Below are 18,068 nucleotides of genomic sequence, written 5' to 3'. Positions count from 1 at the left end.
TAGAATGATGAAAAGAAAAGGAATATATCATATTAAATTAGGGTGGCTTGGAGCACTTTTCATGTTGCTACCCTTGTTGTCGGGTTGCATCCGGGAAGAAGAATTCAGCAACTCTCCGCAAGGCAATTTCGAGGCTCTGTGGAAGATTATCGACGAGCAATACTGCTTTCTGGACTACAAGCAAATAGACTGGGATGCCATCCATGACAAATACAAGCCACTCATCACTGCCAATATGCCTAACGATGGATTGTTTCAGGTGCTCGACAGTATGCTGGCGGAGTTGAAAGACGGGCACGTCAATCTGTACAGTTCTTCAAATATAGCCCGTTACTGGGACTGGTACCTGGATTATCCACGCAACTTCAACGAAGGGATTATCGAGCGGACCTATCTCGGAAAGACTTATCGCATTGCCGGTGGCCTTAAATACAAGATTCTTGATGATAATATCGGATATATCTACTATGAGTCATTCTCCAGTGGTGTCGGTAACGGTAACCTGGACGAAGTACTCTCCTACCTGGCCCCGTGCAACGGATTGATTTTCGACGTACGCAACAACGGCGGAGGCAACCTCACCTATTCCACCCGCATTGCCGCCCGTTTCACGAATGAGAAGGTACTGACGGGATATATCCAGCACAAAACCGGAAAAGGACACAGTGACTTCTCCGATCCTGAGCCGATTTATCTGGAACCATCCAACAGTATCCGTTGGCAGAAGAAAGTAATGTTACTCACTAACCGCCACTCTTACAGTGCTACGAATGATTTCGTAAATGCCATGAGTTATTTTCCTAATGTCACATTGGTAGGTGACAAGACCGGTGGCGGTTCGGGATTGCCTTTCTCCTCAGAGCTTCCTAATGGTTGGGGAGTACGCTTCTCTGCAAGTCCGCATCTGAATGCAGAGAAAGAGCATATAGAGTTTGGCATTGACCCGGATGAAGAAGTGGATATGGATAAAGAGGACGAAAACAACGGAATTGATACGATTATCGAACGGGCCCGTGAACTTTTAAAAGTAACTCAATAACCACTTTCTGCATCAAACTATTTGCCGGAAAGAAAAATCTTCCTATCTTTGCCGTCGCTTAACAAGAAAGCCACTGCGGGTGTGGCGTAATTGGCAGCCGCGCCAGACTTAGGATCTGGTGCCGAGAGGCGTGTAGGTTCGAGTCCTATCACCCGCACTACTAACAAGGTATTTACAGTCAAAAACCCACTAAAACTGCAATTTTAGTGGGTTTTTTGTTGCTTTTAGGCTGTCACCTCGAAAAAAGCAGACAGGTATCATCTTCTATATATGAAGCAAATAGATATCTCCGAACAAATAATAAACCTATGTAACTTACGTTATTTATCAGAATGATATGTTTATATTTGAATCTCAGAAATAACATAAAAGACAGATAATCACATGGGAATTAACATGATAACCGACCAGAAATGGAGTATAACCCGCTACTCGGCAGAAGATAAAGAACGCTGGGACCGCTTTGTGCGCCGCTCCAAAAACGGCACTTTCCTGTTGCAACGCGATTATATGGATTATCATGCCGACCGTTTCCGGGATTGCTCCTTACTGATTTTCTGCAACCAAAAACTAATGGCACTGTTGCCGGGTAACCTTTCCGGCGACTGCTTTTATTCCCATCAGGGACTGACCTATGCCGGAATGCTTTTCTCTCCCTCCATTACTTTACAACAAGCAGAAAGCGTATTCCACACTACATTGAATTACCTACAAACGGAATGTGGTGCAAAGTCACTGGTTTACCGGAGCATCCCCCATATTTACCATCGTTACCCGGCAGAAGAGGATCTATACATACTCACCCGCCTGGGAGCCACACTCACCGCCCGCAGCATCTCGTCCGTCATACCACTAGACGACCGTCTGCCTTTCCGCACCCTTCGCCGCCGCCAACTGAAAAAGGCACAGACATACGCTCTGACAATTGTAGAAGATGAAGACTTCGCATCCTTCTGGAATATATTGGAAGAAAACCTGCGCGAACGGTATAGTGTCTCTCCGGTGCATACACTGGAAGAAACCCTCCGGCTGCACAAGAATTTTCCCCGGCAGATTTCTCTCTTCCGGGTATGCGACGGAATAGAAACATTGGGTGGCTGCGTAGTGTATGAAACTGATGAAGTAGCCCATGTGCAATATATCGCCGCCTCCCCACGCGGAAAAAAATGCGGCGCACTCGATTTGCTTTTTCATCAACTGATATACGACCGTTATGCCCAAAAGCGTTACTTCGACTTCGGCATCTCCACCGAACACGGCGGACAGATACTGAATAAAGGACTACTCTTTCAGAAAGAAGGTTTCGGAGCAAGAGCAATCATGTATGACGTTTATGAATTGAAGTTATAACGACGTTCACGAAGCAAAGATTATGATAAAGTATTTAGACCTGCAAAAAATCAACGCCTCTTTCGAACCGGAACTTTCGGATGCTTTACTGCGCATCTCCCGTTCCGGATGGTATCTGCATGGTGAAGCTACAGCCCGTTTCGAACAGGAATTTGCCGATTACTGCGGTACGCCCCATTGCATCGGTACAGGAAATGGTCTGGATGCTCTTACCCTGATATTCCTCGCCTACCGGGAATCTGGAATGATGAATGCGGGAGACGAAGTGATTGTTCCTGCCAATACTTACATCGCCACCCTGCTTTCCATTCTGCGTACCGGACTGAAACCGGTGCTTTGCGAACCTTCTTCCGAAACATGTAATATAGATGTCGCTCATGCTGAAACATTGATTACCCCTCGCACACGTGCTATACTGCCGGTTCATCTGTACGGACGTTTAGCGGATATGCAAGGAGTGCATGATTTAGCCACCCGTTACGGGTTAAAAGTAATAGAGGATGCAGCGCAGGCACACGGTGCCATTTACAATGATAGCCTGCAAGGAAGAGAAAACCGGTCTTTGCGTGCCGGAAATCTGGGTGATGCCGCCGCCTTCAGCTTTTATCCCGCCAAGAATCTGGGGGCATTGGGAGACGGGGGCGCTATAACAACCCATGATGCAACCCTTGCCGCCATTGTCCGTTCCATCGCCAATTACGGCTCTACGGAGAAATATATCCATCAGTATCAAGGGATAAACAGCCGTCTGGACGAATTGCAGGCAACCGTTCTTTCTGTGAAACTTTCCCGTCTGGATAAAGACAATGCCCGGAGAAGGGAAATAGCACGGCTATATCAGGAAAACATTCATTGGAGTCGTCTGGAGTTACGAAGCACCGTCAACATAGGAGGCATAAACGAATCAAACGTATTCCACATCTTCCCCGTTTTTTCTTCCCGCCGGAACGAACTGCAACGTCATCTGGCGGCGCATAATATCAACACTCAAATCCATTACCCCATTCCACCCCACCACCAGGAAGCGTTGAAGCAAGAGTATGGAATGCAACAACTCCCCATCACAGAACGTATCCATAATGAGGAGTTAAGTCTTCCCATCTATCCGCTACTGACAAATGAAGAGGCCGGACAAATCATCGATTGTATAAATACCTTTGCCTGACATGGAAGGTAAAAACAAGGTGAGTGCCACCTATGGAATAACAGAAGATTATGATGAATGTTTCTCCCAGAAATCGAGATATTGACGGGCTACTTTAACGTGATCGTGGTGCTTGATCACATATTCGATGCTCTGCGCAGACAGTTCCGGAATACGTTCCTTATGAAGAACGATATCTTCCAGTTTCCGATAGATATCCTGTTCGTCCGGCAACACGTTGATGATGGGGCGGAGTTCTGTTTCGTTTATGATTTCATAATTTTCCGGCTCTCCGCCACCCACTACGGTCAGTCCCTTTGCCATAGCGAGCAATGAATTCATGGAGGGAGTATAAGAATAGAGTTGGTCCAACTGGACGTCAGCATCATCCATTAGTTGCTGGTAACGCGCATAGGGCACATCGTGGACTTCGGTGATACGGCAAAGTTCAGGATACTTACGCTGTACTTCTTGCAGGACGGGAAGCATGACATCGGTTCCCTTCAAATTACTGCGTGCAGACTGAACGCCAATAAAAAAGTTCAGAATGTCCGGCACGCCACGAACCCGGGAAGTTATTTCGCGCAAATCTATCGGCAAAGGGATGAAAGCCGTTTTATCGGGGAAATAAGGTTGATAAGACACGTAGTATTCCCATAAACAGGCAATTATGCCACTACAAGTTTCAGCAATAGCACGAGTGGCACGCGCGGCACCGCCATAGTACCAATCCTGAAGAGTAACTTGGTTAAAAGGGGTATCACGATAACGGTCACCAATCTTAAAATCTGAATAATGGAAGACATCAGTCTCCATACAGGCACGGATATAGTAATAATCTGTCCCGAAAGCTCCCAAAAAAACCTTGCCGTTATGCCGTTGCAAATAACGGTAAACAGGCAATGTACGCTCACTACGCAAACGCAGGAAATAGGGGCTGATAATCTGCACCACATCATATCCACGGAAACTTGGCAAATGGCGTAATATGCGGAGTATACAGGATATGCCATCGCGAAAGCTATCCGTGGGACGGTCAAGTGCTATGTCACGCGGATAATTCCTCCAACCACAACCATCGGAAGCTACACATACATCGTGTCCTAAAACCCGAAGCCCCTCGGCAAGATTCCAATGCAAGCCGCTAAATTCTCCAAGCAACAGTATTTTCATAAGTACTCAATCTAAATTAACTTGTACTATAAATGATAATTTACCAGCGTGCATTTCCTAAGTCTGTAAGGCTTTTATCTTATAGCCCAGGGTAACACCCTGGGTAATGGATGCTCCCACAGTCTTACGCCCTGTAAGGGCAAAAGCCCATGCGTGCTGTAATGCCCTTACAGGGCGCAAAGAGAAACACATGGTAATCCCCCAGGGCGTTGCCCTGGGCTATAAGATAAAAGGCTTTCAGCCTACCAGGTACTATCACGTCAATGAGTATGCCGAAAGGAAACCTTGATTCAGCGCTACGCTGCTAAATTATCATTTAACTATCTGTTATTATATAAACTAATTATGAACATTTATTTATGAACAAACACACATAGGCATTAATAACAGGAACCACCAAACGGTATTTCCAGCTATACCCTTCATTGGGCAAAGGCAAGAACCCTTCCTGTTTCAGAATAGACAACCGTTGGTTTATCTCTTTTATGCCGCACTTGTTGCGCCGCATCTGACGAATATAGTCAATAGTCAGAAAATGTATTCTCCGATTCAATGCTTTAGATTTTAGGTCTAAAGCATAAGGGCAAGAAACAGATTCGAATACTTTCAGCCGAAGAAGCATTTCTTTAAAAGCCGGTATCCGCCGACGGCATTCTTCTTCTGTGAAAACTTGAGTTAAAGAAGATGGAGAGTGATAGTATGCATACCCTTTCCATGAAGTCACTATCATCTTTCCCGAGTAGAAATAGGCCTTAGCTATAAACTCCTCATCATCATAATAACTCGTTTCATGGAAACAAACTTGATTAACTTCCAGATAATCCCTACGGAAAAAGTGCCCCCAAATCACTCCCAGGAAGTTGTTCGAGAACATATAGTCATTACCTGAGGGGTATTCGACGTAAGGCAACAAACTTTCCGACAGCCTGTCTCTTCCGGCAGGAAACCGCCCGGAAAAGCGCAGAAAATCAAACTTCAATATATCCGGAACATACTGTTTCAAAATGGGCAGGCAGGAAAGAAGTGTATCAGGCAACAACATATCGTCTGCATCAACAAAAAGAATATACTCACCTTGTGCCTGTCGCATACCATTGTTACGCGCCCCGCCTGTTGTCTCCTTACTGTCCGTAGCAATAATAATTTCATAGCTTCCCTCTTCCATTCCCTGTTCACGTATAGAGCTAACGCATCGTTGCAGCAATGCCTTGTCTGCCGCACCAAAGAAAGGAATTATTATGCTGATAAAAGGATTCATGCGGCAAATATACAGAAAAATCCTCCCTCAGCCTTGCAGCCAAAGAAGGATTTTAGAGAGAAACACGCTGAAAAATTATTCGATAGGCACTCCTTTGTAGAAGTCCAGTATCTTTGTGCGGAACAGATATTCATATTTAGCCTGTAATTCATCTGATTGGGCTTTCATTAAGTTCTGTTTCGCCTCGTTATATTCTACGGCAGTGGCTTTGCCATTGTCATACTTCTCACTCATCAGTCTGAAAGATTCCTCGCTGGCATCAGCAGCCGTGCTACTGCTGGTATATTTGCTTTCGGAAGCAAGTGCAGTGTACCAAGCCTGTTGGATTTCCTTATAAAGCGTCTTCTTCGTATTATCCAATTGCAACGCATAATTTTCCTGTTGCAAGCGTGCCGTGCGTACACGGTTACGGGTGGAAAAGCGGTTAAAGATGGGTACACTCAAACTTAAACCGACATACTTACTAAAGTTATCCTGCAACTGCTGGCTGAAATTACGATCGATAGTAGAATAATAGTTCGTTCCAAGACTACCGTTCAAATTCAGTTGAGGATAGAAAGCACTCTGAGCAATACGAATACTGTGTTTACTGCCTTCCAAACGATATTGCGCCGCTTGGACCGCAGCCTTTGTCGTCAAAGCAGTCTGGTATACTTCATCAGGCGGGGTAAGGGGAAGCAATTCCAACGTCACAACAGGAGCTGATAACGTGAATCCTTCCGGTGTCTCCAACTCAATAAGCTGGCTAAGATCGAGCAAGGCCAACTGATAATTATTATCAGCCTGCACGGCATTCATCTCGTCCTGAGCTACACGTGCTTTGGCTTCAGCTACTTCGGCAGGAGATGCTTTGCCCAACTCGGCAAGGCGGGAGATACGAGCCAACTGCTCTTTACTCAACTCTACCTGTCCAAGGGAAACCTGATGCAATTCTTTATTGAACAGTACTTGCAAATAAGCAGAAGCAATATTTATGGAAATATCTTCTTTCGCTTTTTCCAAATCTGCCATAGCAGCTTTTAGATTCAACTTTGCCAACGCATACTGATTAGGAATTTCCAGACCTGTAAATATGGGAATGCTGGTAGATACCGACATATTGGTGCTATTGCTATTTGTATTAACATAAACCGTAGAATAGTCACCGGTAGCCTCATCTTTTATAGCCGTCTGTGTACGTCCCCAGTTCCAGCTCTGTCCCGCACTACCATTCAGATTCGGCAAGCGTGCCCATTTAGCCGTGTTCACACTTACCTCGCTCTGTTCCGCCGCATTGGCCGTCCGGCGTATATCTATATTATGTTCGATAGCGTAGTCAATGCATTGGCGCAGAGTCCAGCCCTCCTGAGCCTGGGCAGAAAGACCTCCCAACATAAGACAGGCTATGATTAATTTATTTTTCATATTCAATGATAATATTGAGTTATAACAAATGATTCATTAAAGCTTACTTATCTTTCTTCTCGGCACCACGCACCTTAGCCTTGCCATCCACACCGTCCTTGATGACAATCTTGATGCCGTCGCTCATGCCTACCTTCACCTGTTTGCGTTCAAACTTTTGGGCAGGTACACTATCCGTCATCACATATACGAATGTACTGTCACCGCTGAACTCAATAGTACTCTCCGGCAAAGTGAGCGCTTTTTCAGCACGTTCCAATACAATTTCCGCATTGGCAGAATAACCCGAACGGATCATCACCGTGTCCGGCACCTGAATAGCCGCCTTAATCTCAAACTGATTGGCACCGTTCTCTTCCACCCCTTTCGGAGAGATATATTCCAATACAGCCTCAAATGACAGATTCTGCAAAGCACCAATCGTCAGCTTCACCGGCATCCCTTCATGTACACGCCCTACTTCTGTTTCGTCAATCTTGCCTTTGAAGATCAAGTCGTTCATGTTGGCAACCGTAGCGATTGTAGTACCATCATTGAATGTATTACTCATAATCACCGAGTTACCCGCTTTTACAGGAACATCCAGTATCAGACCGTCGATAGTAGAACGGATAAGCGTACTTGAGAAAGAAGCACTGCTTTTTGTAATACCTTCTTTCACAATTTCCAGATTATCCTTAGCTGTCTGCAATTCCTCACGTGCCTGTTTCACACTCACCTCAGCCTTCTCGTATTCCTCGCGGCTGACCAGCTTGTCTTCAAACAACTTCTCTATACGGGCAAAATCTGTTTCACCTTGTTTGGCATTGAGTTCCGCCAGGCGCACACGACTTTCGGCAGAGTTCAGCGTACCCAATTCGGGAATCACTTTCACCTTGGCAATCACCTCTCCCTTGCGTATGCTCTGTCCCGCTTCCTTATACAACTCGTCAATGATACCCGAAATCTGGGGTTTGATAAGAATCTCGTCTCTCGGTTCCACCTTTCCGGTTGCCACGGTTGTCTTTTCCAAGTCAGCTACCGCCGGAGTTATCGTTTCATAAACCGTAATCTTCGGTTTCGACTTCTGGTAAAGGAACACAAACGTGAAGATGAAAATGGCAGCTACAACTACCAACAATGCGATTTTCAGATACTTTTTCATACTATTATTATATTATTGTTTTTTTATTTCTGTTTTATATCCCGCCCACAGGCTTCTTTTAATTACCAATTATTAATTACTAATTAGTAATCTGTAACCAGTAATTATCATTCGTCCCTGATAGCCTCAATAGGTTTGATAGCCATAGCACGATAGGCCGGAGCCAGACCGGCAAGTACTCCCAGAGCAATCAGCAATGCGCAGGTACCGATAGCCAATCCGAATGAAACCTGATAATGCGTAGTAATATGTCCCGGATCATTGGCAGCGACTTCCAACACCTGCAGCACAAGCACGGCAAAAGAAATACCTGCCATACCGGCAATAGTGGTCAGCACCATACTTTCCGAAAGAATCTGCTGCAAAATGTCCCGCGGACGTGCCCCGATGGCCCGGCGAATACCAATCTCCGTGGTACGTTCACGCACTGTCACCATCATAATATTCGATACTCCGATAGCTCCGGCAAACAAAGTTCCCAAACCTACCATCCAAATCAGAATACGAGTCCCGGACATCAGATTATCCACCATCGAGAACATGGCTTCCGCATTCAGCATCATCACCGCCTGCTTATCATCCGGAGATATGTAATGAGCCGCCTTCACAATGCGCTCCACTTTGTCCTGAATATCCGTCACCTTAATACCCGGTTTCACAGTGAAACATACCACATGTATCCGGTTACCCAGATTATATGCCTGTTTCATGGTGGTATAAGGCAAAGTCACAGCTTCCGACGCTTGTCCCTGTATATTCATGTTGCCCTCGGACGAGCACATACCGATGACCTGATAGTAAATGCCGTCCACCCGGATATATTTTCCACAAGGGTCTTCTCCCGGACGGAACAAACTTTCATACACACGTTTACCGATTACGCACACTTTACGCGCCTCCTTAATATCCACATCATTGATGAAACGCCCATACGCCATCTCCTGATGCTCTATATGCTCATATTCGGGATATAATCCCTTTACGCTGCAATCATACTTCTTATCTCCGTGTATGGCCGTTCTTCCCCAATAGGCGATGGAAGGCGTGATGACATCTATTTCATCCACTCCATGACGCAGACGCTCAATATCCGAAAGTTCCAGATCCCACCAGCGTCCCTTACGGAAGCCTTTATACGCCTCTCCCGTCTTCTGCGAAACCAGGAAAGCCGAATTGGTGGCAAAGCCTTCAAACTGAGCACTCATGGCCTGCTGCATCCCCTGTCCGCCGCCGATAAGTGCCACCAACATGAAGATACCCCAGAATACACCAAATGCCGTCAGCAAACTCCGCGTCTTGTTTCTTGTAATCGTGATGAGGATTTCCTCACAAGAGTCTATATCTATTCTCATAATTTCTATTTACGATTTACGTTCGACTTAATCCGCTCTCAACGCTTCTATCGGACTGATACTAACAGCTTTCTTTGCCGGGAAAAATCCTGCCAGCGTACCCGCTATAATCAAGGTAAGCGTGGCCTGGACGGCAATGCCCAGATCGACGGTCGGATTCGAGAACATGGTCTGCTGGAACATACCCGCATCCATAGTCTGGTTTCCGAAAGCCGAATTCATCCACTCCGTGACGGCAATGCCGGCCACCATGCCTATATATCCGAATAGAGTGGTGATGGTGACACTTTCCACTATAATCAGCCACAGAATAGACAACGGCTTCGCTCCAAGCGCCTTGCGGATACCGAATTCGCGGGTACGCTCTTTTACCGTAATCAGCATGATGTTCGACACTCCGACTATTCCACTCAACAAGGTGAAAATACCAATCACCCAGATAGCCGTGCGGAGCATTCCCATCGCATTTTGCGTCCGCATATAGTCAGTGAAGCGGTTCCATATCCAAATAGCACTGTTATCCTGAGGATCAAAACGACGATTGGCGCCAATCACCTTACGATAATTAGCCTCGAAAAACTCATTGCTCTCTATTGTTTCCAGATTTTTAGTAGTAAAGATGATATTGTTCAGCTGTTCACCTTTATTATAGATGGTCTGCAAAGTAGAAAAGGGGATATAGGCCTCACTGGCTTCACGGTCTCCCTGGTCGTTATAAATACCAACCACCTGATAGGCTACACCACTTGCATTGACAAACTGCCCGATAGGTTCGGTATGCGTCTTGCCAAACAGAATTTCAGCAGTCTTCTTATGCAGAACAATAACTTTCCGACGCTCTTTCAAGTCATTCTGATTAATGAAGCGCCCGTCCGCAGTCTTCACGGTCTCTACCTCCGTATAGTTAGGATGTACCCCCATCAGGGAGATGTTCACATACTCCTGCCCGAAGCTGACGTTTACATTGCCCTGCCTCACAGTAGCACCGGCACTGATTACCTGATTCGGAAAATACTTTTCCGTCGCTTCCAGGTCGCTGTTCTCCAAACGGACACGACGCCCTTCCTTCAACCCCGCATAAGGCTTGGAAGTCCATCCCGGAAAAATGCGGATAGAGTTCAATGCACGTTCTGACGACGACTGGTCGAAAGCATGGATGATGCCGTTTCCGGCACCCAACAGCACTATCAGCATGAAAATGCCCCATGCCACGGCAAACCCCGTCAGGAATGTACGCAACTTATTCCGTTTGATGGTTCCGTATATTTCTTGCCAAATATCAAACATATATTCATTTACTATTTGACAATTTACAATTTACAATTTGCCTTCCGGAATGTTGGCGAAGCTTCAATTGTACGTTGTAAATTGTACATTGTACATTCTTTTATTTCATGATTCCGTCTTTTCCGAACGGAGAAGCATCATGATTCAGATTCTCTTCGATACTGCCGATGATGCCATCCTTGATATGGATAATCTTATCCGTCTGATTGGCTACACCGCTTTCGTGGGTAACTACGACAATCGTCATACCCGTCTTGTGCAAGTCTTTAAGAATCTGCATCACTTCAACGGAAGTCTTACTGTCGAGGGCGCCGGTCGGCTCGTCGGCAAGGATTATCTGTGGCTGGGTGATAAGTGCGCGGGCTATGGCAACACGCTGTTTCTGTCCGCCGGACATCTCATTAGGCATATGGTGCGCCCAATCCTTCAATCCCAAGCGATCCAGATATTCCAGTGCCAAGGCATTGCGTTTGCGACGGCTTACTCCCTGATAGAAAAGCGGAAGCGCCACATTCTCTACCGCATCCTTAAAGGAAATCAGGTTAAAAGACTGGAAGATGAAACCAATCATACGGTTCCGGTATTCGGCAGCCTTGGTCTCGCTGAGGTTTTTAATCAGCGTGCCGTTCAGATAATACTCACCGGTATCGTAGCTATCCAAAATACCTAATATATTAAGCAAGGTGGACTTACCGGAACCCGAAGCTCCCATGATGGAAACAAACTCACCCCGCTTGATGTCGAGGTTGATGCCTTTGAGCACATGTAGGGGTGCTCCGTTGTTGTAGGTCTTGTTAATGTCTTTCAGTTGTATCACGTATCTCTCCTGTTTTTAGTCTGTTTACTTATTAATTTTCACTATTAGACGCAGCTATGTTACAAAAAGTTGCAAAGAGGGTGAACTTTTTTTAAAAAAGATTTTGAAGTGTCGTTTTTCTTTGTGTAATTTGTAACCATAAAACTAATTAACTAACCCTTTAAACAAAACTTTAATATCATGAATTCAAGCATGGAAAAACCCTACGTAGTAGGTATTGACATAGGCGGTACAAACACTGTCTTTGGCATTGTGGATGCACGCGGAACTATCATCGCAAGCGGTTCTATCAAGACTGGCGCTCACCAAGAGGCAGATGCCTACGTAGACGACGTTTGCAAAAATCTGTTGCCTTTGATTATCGCTAACGGCGGTGTAGACAAAATTAAAGGTATCGGTATCGGTGCTCCTAACGGTAACTACTACAGTGGTACAATCGAATTTGCTCCAAACTTGCCCTGGAAAGGTGTTATACCTTTGGCAGCCATGTTTGAAGAGCGTCTGGGTATTCCTGCCGCACTGACGAATGACGCCAATGCCGCAGCTATCGGTGAAATGACTTACGGCGCAGCACGCGGCATGAAAGATTTCATCATGATTACCCTGGGCACAGGTGTAGGCAGCGGTATCGTCATCAACGGCCAGATGGTTTATGGTCACGACGGTTTCGCCGGAGAACTGGGACACACCATCATCCGCCGCGAAAACGGACGCCTTTGCGGATGCGGACGTCACGGCTGTCTGGAAACGTATTGTTCGGCTACCGGTGTAGCTCGCTCAGCACGTGAATTTCTGACTGCACGTACCGAACCCAGCTTGCTGCGTTCCATCCCTGCCGAAAACATCACTTCAAAAGATGTATATGACGCAGCTGTTCAAGGTGACAAGTTAGCACAAGATATCTTTGAATATACAGGTACTATTCTGGGCGAAGCCATTGCAGACTTCATCGCATTCTCCAGCCCTGAAGCTATCATCCTGTTCGGTGGATTGGCCAAATCCGGTGATTACATCTTCAAACCTATCCAGAAAGCTATCGATGCCAATGTATTGAATATCTTCAAAGGCAAAGCCAAACTGCTGGTGTCTGAGTTGAAAGACTCTGATGCAGCCGTACTGGGCGCCAGTGCATTGGGCTGGGAACTGAGAGACTTGAAATAAGATAGTCCATCATAATTTTAAGGGAAATCCTCCTTTTGCCGGTAAAACGGGAAAGGAGGATTTTTGTTGCTAAGCTACCGCACCGCCACTTTTATCTCTCGGCCTTGCGGCTGCTAAGAAAATTCATAGTAGAAGCTTATTCTTTCCTCCACGGGAAAACTTTCTTTCCATCATGGGGATTCTTTCTTTCCATCATGGAGGAAAGAAAAAATCCTCACGGAGGAAAGAATAAGTATTCGGATGAAAAGGACTAAGCATCCGAAGGAAAAAACAATAAGAATGCCTAAAAAAGAAGTTAGCTGTCGGAAATGGTGTTCATTTCGGCAGAGATAACCATCTCCCAACACTCTAATCCCAACCTCTCAACTCCCTGTATACAAGGAGTTAACTCCTTGTAAGGCACTGAATATCAGCTACCATATATTGCAATAAAAAAGGGAAACCAACGAATCGGCTTCCCTTTTTTATCTCGAAATCAGAGTATAACTGATTAGTTATTAACTCTTTTTTCTTTAATTCTTGCTTTCTTACCGGTAAGAGCACGCAGGTAATACAACTTAGCGCGACGAACTTTACCTACCTTGTTCACCTCGATGCTATCGATAGCCGGTGATTCAATCGGGAAAATACGTTCTACACCTACAGTACCGGACATCTTGCGTACAGTGAAACGCTTTTTGTCTCCGTGACCGGCAATCTTGATAACAACACCACGGTACAACTGTACACGCTCTTTGTTACCTTCGACAATACGATATGCTACTGTAACAGTGTCACCTGCTTTGAAGCTCGGGTGTTGTTTACCGGTAGCAAATGCTTCTTCTGCAATTTTAATTAAATCCATTGTTATTGTTCTTAAATTGTTTGATCGTTACAACGCAACATACCAGGCTTCTCTCTATGTCCTGACAGCGATTGCGCGAAAGCGGTGCAAAGGAACGAATTATTCGGAAGATACACAAATAATTCGCTCATTTTTTGCTTAACGACGGTCGCCTGAAGAACGGGTGGAACTGCCAGAACTACTGCTTCTTGTAGAAGAAGTGCCGCTGCTGCGAGTGCTGCTTCCGGAGGAACTCCGCACACTGGAGGAACTACTTTCTTTGCGTTCTGCACCCGACGATTTACCGGTAGTGCTACGACGGGAAGAATTCGTATTGCTCTTCGTATCACTATTGCTACTGCTGCGTGTACTACTACTTCGTGTGCTACTATTGCTACGCGTACTGCCACTGTTGCGCGAACTACTGCTATTCGTACGTTCGCTATTAGTGCGTGAGCTGTTAGTGCCGTTTGTAGCATTGCTATTCGTACTTTCGCGACGAGTAGTGCCGGTAGTAGTAGAACGGTTACTGCCCGAACTGCTACGGCGCGTTGTGTACACATCATCTCTTGACGGTTCACGGCTGGATCCAGGACGCACAGTCACAGAGCCGAAGTCTGAACGGCGGTGCGTGGTATAGGATTTATTATCACGGATGCGGTAAGCACCATTATAGTGTGGATGTTTGTAGCGTCCGCGGTAATAACTTGTATTATTATAATGTGTGCGATAGTGTCCGCCCACATACGTGCGGTAGTGATAGGGACGGGGGAAGTAGAAATGGTTATGATTGGTATATGTGATGTAAACACGGAAGTACCAACGATTGCCACTGGTATAAATAGGCCTGTAGAAATACTCGGCCTGCATAAAGCGGTTGTACTGGCGACTACTCAACACCCAGCGAAGGTCATCATTGCGCACATCCAGATAGTCATAATAGCGGTTGAGCGCCCATTCGTATCCAAGCAGCACATCATCCATCACATAGCGTACACCGGAGATGAAGTCATAATTGATTTCATATACATCATTGTATTGCTCGGTGTTCAAGTTCAGTTCATAAGCCATCTTATCGGTGAGGAAACGGGTTTCCTTACGTACTTTGCTATTACTCATAGCGTCCGTGCCCGCGCTGCAAACAGCAGTACTCAAAGTGGCAAGCAGGATAAATAATATTCGTTTCATGGTAGCGTTTTTTACTTAGTTCATGAATGTCTATTCTTTGTTGGAAACAAAAATAGGGGAAGTTTATCCCCTATCCGCTTGTTTCTCTCTATTCTTATATAGGGATTTCCCTAATCCATTTAGGAATTCAGGGGCTTTGCCAATAGGATTCCATCTCCTTGCAAGATGATGAGATGCTTCTTATAAAGATCGCCCACTCCTTTTTTGAAGGTCTTCTTGCTGACCCCAAAGGTAGAGTAGATTTCATCCGCCGGACTTTTATCATTCAGAGAAATCCGCCCGCCGTTATCCTTTATATATTGAAGCAGAGTTTTTGAGAAATCATCCACTTTCTCAAATCCCGGTTTCTGAAGTATCAGGTCAATCTTGCCATCTTCACGCACCTGCTTGATGAAAGCCTTCACCTTGTCACCCGTATGGAGAGACTGGAAGATTTCACTATCATACAACAGACCGCTATACTTACTTTCAATGATTGCCTTGAAGCCCAAATCCGTCTTCTGCCAGATAAGTATGTTCACCTCATCTCCCGCCTCATAAGAAGCAGGTTCTTTCGAAAGATAACGGTCCACTTTGGCAGAGGCGACGATACGGTAGCTTTCGTCATCCAAATGAGCGTGGATAATATACTTCTTCCCCACTTGCATTTTCATCTTCTGCTCACGGAAAGGAACGAAAAGGTCTTTCATCAATCCCCAATTCAGGAATGCCCCGTACTCGTTGACCCATGCCACTTCCAGACAAGCAAACTCGCCCACCTGCACCAGCGGCGTCAGCGTTGTGGCAACCAAGCGTTCCTCACTATCCAAATATATGAATACGTTCAGTTCATCTCCCGGTTGGCAGCCTTCGGGCACGTAACGCAATGGAAGCAGGATTTCTCCATCTTCACCACCATCCAGATACATGCCAAACTCCACTTCCTTGACTACTTTCAATAAATTGAATCTTCCTAATTCGATGCTCATAACTTATTTCCTTTCCGGCAAAGATAATGCAAACCGAAAGCAGTACAAAATAAGCTTGCTTATTTTTAATGCTGAGATGCAGCTTATCTTCGCTTTTAAGCAAAGATAATGCAAACCAAAGGCAGTACAAAATAAGCTTGCTTATTTTTAACGCTACAGCATAGCTAATCTTCGCTTTTAAGCAAACTTAGGTATAAAGAATAACTTTTCAATCTAACCCATAACTTTTTTCTATGAACAAATCTCCTTGAAAACAGTTATTTTTGTACCCGGAAATCAAAAACGGAAAATACTATTCACCCTTAAATACATAAAAATTATGGAATTTCTGACAAACGAAAAGCTAACAATTGTAGGAGCTGCCGGCATGATCGGCTCAAACATGGCGCAAACTGCCATCATGATGCATCTGACACCTAACATCTGTCTGTACGATCCTTACGGGCCGGGTCTGGAAGGTGTAGCGGAAGAAATGTTCCACTGTGGTTTCGAAGGATTGAACCTCACTTACACTTCTGACATCAAAGAAGCGCTGACCGATGCCAAGTATATCGTATCTTCAGGTGGTGCCGCCCGCAAAGCCGGCATGACTCGTGAAGACCTGCTGAAAGGCAATGCCGCCATTGCTGAAGAATTCGGTAAGAATGTAAAAGCATACTGCCCGGACGTGAAACACGTGGTAGTTATCTTCAACCCTGCCGACATCACCGGATTGATTACTTTACTGTATTCCGGCCTGAAACCTTCACAAGTGACCACACTTGCCGCTCTTGACAGTACACGTCTGCGCAGCGAACTTGCCAAACATTTCCACATCTCTCCGGATAAAGTTGAAAACTGCCGTACGTATGGCGGACACGGAGAGCAGATGGCTGTTTATGCTTCCACTGCAAAAGTAGACGGCAAACCGTTGTTGGACATCATCGGTACTCCCGCCCTGAGTGCTGAGCAATGGGCTGAAATCCAGACTAAAGTAACCAAAGGCGGTGCGAACATCATCAACCTCCGCGGACGTTCTTCTTTCCAAAGCCCGGCTTATGTCTCTATCGAGATGATCGCTGCTGCTATGGGTGGCAAACCGTTCCGCTGGCCTGCCGGCACTTATGTGCACAGTCATGGTTTCGACCACATCATGATGGCCATGGAAACGGAAATCAACAAAGACGGTGTACATTACAAAGAACTGAAAGGTACTCCGGAAGAAGAGGCTAAGCTGAAAGAAAGTTATGCTCACCTCTGCAAGTTGCGCGATGAAGTCATCGAAATGGGAGTGCTTCCCGCCATCAAAGACTGGAAGAGCATTAATCCGAATATTGATTAATGTGACGTTCGAAAAATAAAGTGGTATAAATGTGTGTGTTCCAGTAAGAGAAATATATTTTCCCAGTAGGAGAAAAAAAATTGGGCAATAGGCCAATAAATTATTGGGAGATAAACACAACCCTAACCAGAGATTCCCTCTTGCATTCAGTTTCTGCTGATGCAAGGGGGAATTTTCTTTTATTTTTTCAGAAATCCTTTGGCTGTATTAAAAAAACTATTTATCTTTGCACCCGCAAACGGAGAAGGTGTCATAGCTCAGTTGGTAGAGCAAAGGACTGAAAATCCTTGTGTCCCCGGTTCGATTCCTGGTGGCACCACATTTCCCCCTCCGTCGGCAAGTATCGGAATGTAGCGCAGTTGGTAGCGCACTACGTTCGGGACGTAGGGGTCGGGCGTTCGAGTCGCCTCATTCCGACACAGAAAAGGTCTGATTCTCAAAAGGAGTTAGACCTTTTTTGTTATACAGGCTTTCGATAAACAACATTTCCCAAATTCCACTACATCATGATTGACATTATACTTATCACACTGGGAGGAATATGGGGTCAGTCCGAAAACCCTGTGGGTATGTTAAATTTACGCTGTCAGTTTGCATAATCTAAAAATAAAGAATGGTATATCTCCGACTCCCCTAAAC

General features: G+C 45.5%; 16 protein-coding genes and 3 tRNA genes. 9 read left to right on the top strand and 10 right to left on the bottom strand.

Features of this window, described 5'->3' with window-relative positions; genetic code table 11:
* The first annotated feature begins 7 nt into the window (after positions 1-7).
* From BUC01_RS06875 to BUC01_RS06860, 4 genes are all read left to right on the top strand, one after another.
* The gene (locus tag BUC01_RS06875) at positions 8-1,039 is read left to right on the top strand and encodes a S41 family peptidase (RefSeq protein ID WP_025834775.1); all 1,032 of its coding nucleotides are present in this window, start codon (positions 8-10) and stop codon (positions 1,037-1,039) included.
* Positions 1,040-1,114: 75 nt separating this feature from the next.
* Positions 1,115-1,196 (top strand) — tRNA-Leu (locus BUC01_RS06870).
* A 227-nt stretch (positions 1,197-1,423) separates the two neighbouring features.
* Positions 1,424-2,389, top strand: a complete 966-nt coding sequence (locus tag BUC01_RS06865) for a GNAT family N-acetyltransferase (RefSeq protein ID WP_025834774.1) — start codon at positions 1,424-1,426, stop codon at positions 2,387-2,389.
* Between the two features lie 22 nt (positions 2,390-2,411).
* Positions 2,412-3,554, top strand: a complete 1,143-nt coding sequence (locus BUC01_RS06860) for a DegT/DnrJ/EryC1/StrS family aminotransferase (RefSeq protein WP_025834772.1) — start codon at positions 2,412-2,414, stop codon at positions 3,552-3,554.
* Between the two features lie 48 nt (positions 3,555-3,602).
* Here the strand turns inward: BUC01_RS06860 and BUC01_RS06855 are convergent, their stop codons facing one another.
* Positions 3,603-4,706 (bottom strand): glycosyltransferase family protein, encoded by a 1,104-nt coding sequence (locus BUC01_RS06855; RefSeq protein WP_025834770.1) that lies wholly within the window; start codon positions 4,704-4,706, stop codon positions 3,603-3,605.
* A 106-nt stretch (positions 4,707-4,812) separates the two neighbouring features.
* On the opposite strand from BUC01_RS06855, the gene BUC01_RS06850 reads away from it, so the two are divergent.
* A complete protein-coding gene (locus BUC01_RS06850) occupies positions 4,813-4,995 on the top strand; it encodes a hypothetical protein (RefSeq protein ID WP_073313097.1) in 183 nt (60 codons plus the stop codon).
* Between the two features lie 54 nt (positions 4,996-5,049).
* Here BUC01_RS06850 and BUC01_RS06845 read toward each other — a convergent pair whose 3' ends face one another.
* From BUC01_RS06845 to BUC01_RS06820, 6 genes are all read right to left on the bottom strand, one after another.
* Positions 5,050-5,964 carry a glycosyltransferase family 2 protein gene (locus BUC01_RS06845; protein WP_073313096.1) on the bottom strand — a complete coding sequence of 305 codons (915 nt, stop codon included), beginning with the start codon at positions 5,962-5,964 and terminating at the stop codon, positions 5,050-5,052.
* A gap of 75 nt (positions 5,965-6,039) precedes the next feature.
* Positions 6,040-7,368 (bottom strand): TolC family protein, encoded by a 1,329-nt coding sequence (locus tag BUC01_RS06840; protein ID WP_025834769.1) that lies wholly within the window; start codon positions 7,366-7,368, stop codon positions 6,040-6,042.
* A 43-nt stretch (positions 7,369-7,411) separates the two neighbouring features.
* Positions 7,412-8,512, bottom strand: a complete 1,101-nt coding sequence (locus BUC01_RS06835) for an efflux RND transporter periplasmic adaptor subunit (RefSeq protein WP_025834767.1) — start codon at positions 8,510-8,512, stop codon at positions 7,412-7,414.
* Between the two features lie 107 nt (positions 8,513-8,619).
* Positions 8,620-9,864 carry an ABC transporter permease gene (locus BUC01_RS06830; RefSeq protein WP_025834765.1) on the bottom strand — a complete coding sequence of 415 codons (1,245 nt, stop codon included), beginning with the start codon at positions 9,862-9,864 and terminating at the stop codon, positions 8,620-8,622.
* A gap of 27 nt (positions 9,865-9,891) precedes the next feature.
* A complete protein-coding gene (locus tag BUC01_RS06825; RefSeq protein ID WP_025834763.1) occupies positions 9,892-11,151 on the bottom strand; it encodes an ABC transporter permease in 1,260 nt (419 codons plus the stop codon).
* Between the two features lie 100 nt (positions 11,152-11,251).
* On the bottom strand, positions 11,252-11,968 hold the full coding sequence (locus tag BUC01_RS06820) for an ABC transporter ATP-binding protein (protein WP_025834761.1): 717 nt from the start codon (positions 11,966-11,968) through the stop codon (positions 11,252-11,254).
* Between the two features lie 180 nt (positions 11,969-12,148).
* Here BUC01_RS06820 and BUC01_RS06815 point away from each other — a divergent pair, with 180 nt between their 5' ends.
* Positions 12,149-13,129, top strand: a complete 981-nt coding sequence (locus tag BUC01_RS06815) for an ROK family protein (RefSeq protein WP_073313095.1) — start codon at positions 12,149-12,151, stop codon at positions 13,127-13,129.
* Positions 13,130-13,619: 490 nt separating this feature from the next.
* Here BUC01_RS06815 and rplS read toward each other — a convergent pair whose 3' ends face one another.
* From rplS to BUC01_RS06795, 3 genes are all read right to left on the bottom strand, one after another.
* On the bottom strand, positions 13,620-13,973 hold the full coding sequence (rplS, locus tag BUC01_RS06805; protein WP_025834759.1) for a 50S ribosomal protein L19: 354 nt from the start codon (positions 13,971-13,973) through the stop codon (positions 13,620-13,622).
* Between the two features lie 138 nt (positions 13,974-14,111).
* A complete protein-coding gene (locus tag BUC01_RS06800; protein WP_073313093.1) occupies positions 14,112-15,140 on the bottom strand; it encodes a hypothetical protein in 1,029 nt (342 codons plus the stop codon).
* A gap of 119 nt (positions 15,141-15,259) precedes the next feature.
* Positions 15,260-16,108 (bottom strand): CvfB family protein, encoded by an 849-nt coding sequence (locus tag BUC01_RS06795; protein WP_025834757.1) that lies wholly within the window; start codon positions 16,106-16,108, stop codon positions 15,260-15,262.
* 319 nt (positions 16,109-16,427) lie between these two features.
* Between BUC01_RS06795 and BUC01_RS06785 the strand changes: the two genes are divergently transcribed.
* The 3 genes from BUC01_RS06785 (at position 16,428) to BUC01_RS06775 (ending at position 17,846) form a co-directional block, all read left to right on the top strand.
* Positions 16,428-17,429: a malate dehydrogenase gene (locus BUC01_RS06785; RefSeq protein WP_025834755.1), complete on the top strand. Its 1,002-nt coding sequence runs from the start codon at positions 16,428-16,430 to the stop codon at positions 17,427-17,429.
* Between the two features lie 246 nt (positions 17,430-17,675).
* A tRNA-Phe gene (locus BUC01_RS06780) sits at positions 17,676-17,748 on the top strand.
* A 25-nt stretch (positions 17,749-17,773) separates the two neighbouring features.
* Positions 17,774-17,846: transfer RNA gene (locus BUC01_RS06775), tRNA-Pro, on the top strand.
* Positions 17,847-18,068 lie beyond the last annotated feature (222 nt).

The sequence above is a fragment of the Bacteroides stercorirosoris genome (genome assembly GCF_900142015.1).
Classification (GTDB): domain Bacteria; phylum Bacteroidota; class Bacteroidia; order Bacteroidales; family Bacteroidaceae; genus Bacteroides; species Bacteroides stercorirosoris.
The sequence above is the reverse complement of the archived record's forward strand: the minus strand, read 5'-3'. Positions and strand labels throughout refer to the sequence as shown.

What these genes read in the sequence shown, in the direction of transcription:
- BUC01_RS06850 (WP_073313097.1), top strand. Translation starts at nt 4,813, where the DNA reads ATGGATGCTCCCACAGTCTTACGCCCTGTAAGGGCAAAAGCCCATGCG.
- BUC01_RS06800 (WP_073313093.1), bottom strand. Translation starts at nt 15,140, where the DNA reads ATGAAACGAATATTATTTATCCTGCTTGCCACTTTGAGTACTGCTGTT.
- BUC01_RS06875 (WP_025834775.1), top strand. Translation starts at nt 8, where the DNA reads ATGAAAAGAAAAGGAATATATCATATTAAATTAGGGTGGCTTGGAGCA.
- BUC01_RS06825 (WP_025834763.1), bottom strand. Translation starts at nt 11,151, where the DNA reads ATGTTTGATATTTGGCAAGAAATATACGGAACCATCAAACGGAATAAG.
- BUC01_RS06855 (WP_025834770.1), bottom strand. Translation starts at nt 4,706, where the DNA reads ATGAAAATACTGTTGCTTGGAGAATTTAGCGGCTTGCATTGGAATCTT.
- BUC01_RS06785 (WP_025834755.1), top strand. Translation starts at nt 16,428, where the DNA reads ATGGAATTTCTGACAAACGAAAAGCTAACAATTGTAGGAGCTGCCGGC.
- BUC01_RS06860 (WP_025834772.1), top strand. Translation starts at nt 2,412, where the DNA reads ATGATAAAGTATTTAGACCTGCAAAAAATCAACGCCTCTTTCGAACCG.
- BUC01_RS06815 (WP_073313095.1), top strand. Translation starts at nt 12,149, where the DNA reads ATGAATTCAAGCATGGAAAAACCCTACGTAGTAGGTATTGACATAGGC.
- BUC01_RS06845 (WP_073313096.1), bottom strand. Translation starts at nt 5,964, where the DNA reads ATGAATCCTTTTATCAGCATAATAATTCCTTTCTTTGGTGCGGCAGAC.
- BUC01_RS06840 (WP_025834769.1), bottom strand. Translation starts at nt 7,368, where the DNA reads ATGAAAAATAAATTAATCATAGCCTGTCTTATGTTGGGAGGTCTTTCT.
- BUC01_RS06865 (WP_025834774.1), top strand. Translation starts at nt 1,424, where the DNA reads ATGGGAATTAACATGATAACCGACCAGAAATGGAGTATAACCCGCTAC.
- rplS (WP_025834759.1), bottom strand. Translation starts at nt 13,973, where the DNA reads ATGGATTTAATTAAAATTGCAGAAGAAGCATTTGCTACCGGTAAACAA.
- BUC01_RS06795 (WP_025834757.1), bottom strand. Translation starts at nt 16,108, where the DNA reads ATGAGCATCGAATTAGGAAGATTCAATTTATTGAAAGTAGTCAAGGAA.
- BUC01_RS06835 (WP_025834767.1), bottom strand. Translation starts at nt 8,512, where the DNA reads ATGAAAAAGTATCTGAAAATCGCATTGTTGGTAGTTGTAGCTGCCATT.
- BUC01_RS06830 (WP_025834765.1), bottom strand. Translation starts at nt 9,864, where the DNA reads ATGAGAATAGATATAGACTCTTGTGAGGAAATCCTCATCACGATTACA.